This is a genomic window from Williamsia sp. (assembly GCF_016462415.1).
GTDB lineage: Bacteria > Actinomycetota > Actinomycetes > Mycobacteriales > Mycobacteriaceae > Williamsia_A.
In genome coordinates this window covers 84,091-85,765 of sequence record NZ_JAEMTF010000009.1, presented here as the reverse complement: position 1 = coordinate 85,765, position 1,675 = coordinate 84,091, and the positions used below count along the sequence as shown (strand labels likewise).

General features: G+C 68.8%; 1 protein-coding gene and 1 pseudogene. Both read right to left on the bottom strand.

The features are described 5' to 3' along the window. Position 1: 1 nt before the first annotated feature. Positions 2 to 877 carry a ParA family protein gene (locus tag JHC79_RS04140; RefSeq protein WP_296388630.1) on the bottom strand — a complete coding sequence of 292 codons (876 nt, stop codon included), beginning with the start codon at positions 875 to 877 and terminating at the stop codon, positions 2 to 4. A 54-nt stretch (positions 878 to 931) separates the two neighbouring features. After that, positions 932 to 1,675: pseudogene (locus tag JHC79_RS04135) on the bottom strand (FAD-binding domain-containing protein); the annotation flags it as partial.

Sequence of the window (1,675 nt, the reverse complement as noted above, 5' to 3'; positions counted from 1 at the left end):
TTCAGGTGCCCACCTGGCGGGGCGTGAGCTTGTCGTCGGCCTCGACCATGATCGTGCGGGTGAGTTCGCGGAACTGCTCGAACTGCCCGCGCGACCCGTACTTCGCCCGCAGCGACGGATGCGTACCGAATTCGGCTGCGGCAGCGACGGAATTCGCCTCACCGAGGTACCCGGGCAGGACGTTCTGGATACTCGGGTCGCGACGGAGCCGGGTGACGGTCTCCTTGTGCACCGACGAGTTGGCCTTGAACTTGGTGATCACCACCCCGAGTTCGACGATTCGCCTGCCGATTTCCTCGCCGAACCTCCCGATGTAGGTCTGCACCTGCGGGATCCCGTAGGTGGACAACACATCCGGGATGGTCGGGATGATGTAACCGTCGGCCATGGCCAGACCGTTCAACGTCACCGGACCCATGTTGGGCGGGCAGTCGATGAGGACGAAGTCGTAGTCGTCGACGACGGGCGCCAGGGCGTCGCGCAGCGCGGATACCCCGGCGAGGGTGTCGTCGCGCCGGACGCGCATCGCGCTGAGTTCCTCGGTGACCTCGATCAGGTCGAGCGACGACGGGATGAGATCGACCCCGACGACCCCGGACACCGTCGACACATCACGTTGCAGGGTGTCCGACAGCGAGAACTCCGAGGTCTGATCGACCGCGTCGGCGAACACCGTCGCGAGCGTGTGCCCGGCGGCGTTGAGCTTCACCCAGCGTTCGTCGCCCAGGAACATCGTCGTGAGGTTGATCTGGGAGTCGAGGTCGACGACGAGGACACGGCGACCGAATTCGCCGGCCATGAACTCGGCGACACCCGCGGTGACCGTCGTCTTCCCGACGCCGCCCTTGAGGCTGATCGTCGCGATCACCGAGGTCATAGCAGCGATCGTAAAGAGGCGGCGGCGCCTGCGCGCGACGTTCACCCAGGTCGTTCAGCCCACCCGACCCGGCGAACCCACCGATTTGCGCCACGCACTGAACGATCGGACCGGCGCCCGGCCCGGTCGCACCAGCCACGGCCAGGGATGGATCTCGACTGGCTCGACGCGCCGGGCGATCGACTGCCACCCCGGCACCGGAGCCCACGTCGCGGCCACCGAGCGGTCGGCGAGTTCGGTGGCGACGACGCCCCGTCGGACCTCGACGTCGCGGCGTTGCGCCAGGTCACCGAGGCATTCGGCCAGGAACACCAGCCGCTTGCCGGACAGCTGCAACCGCTGCAGGAGGGGTTCGTCGAACACGAACACCGCGGGCAGCATCGGGTTGGTGTCGAGGGCGGGGTCGGTGTCGCCGAGCGATTCCGCGGTCAGCCACACCGCGTCGGCGTGGCCCGGGCCCTCGACCTCGTCGGGTCCGGCGGGGATGTCGGCGGCGCCGAGGTACGGGCCGTCGATCGACGGCCCGGTTGCGTCCGACGGCCAGCCCTCGATAGGGCAGGCGTCCGACAGCGAACACTCCCGACACAGCGCGGGCGCCCGCTTGTTCACCTGCCACCGGCTGAATCCGTACGGCTTGCCCGAGCCGGTCCCGACCGTCCACTGCCACCCGAGCCGGTTGGCAGCGCGGGATCCGTCGAGCAGGTGCGCGAACATCTCGTCCTCGCCGTCGCGCCAGGTCGCCCCGGCGCGCACGGCCCACTGCGACGACAGCCACATCCGCGTCTGGTTCACCAACCA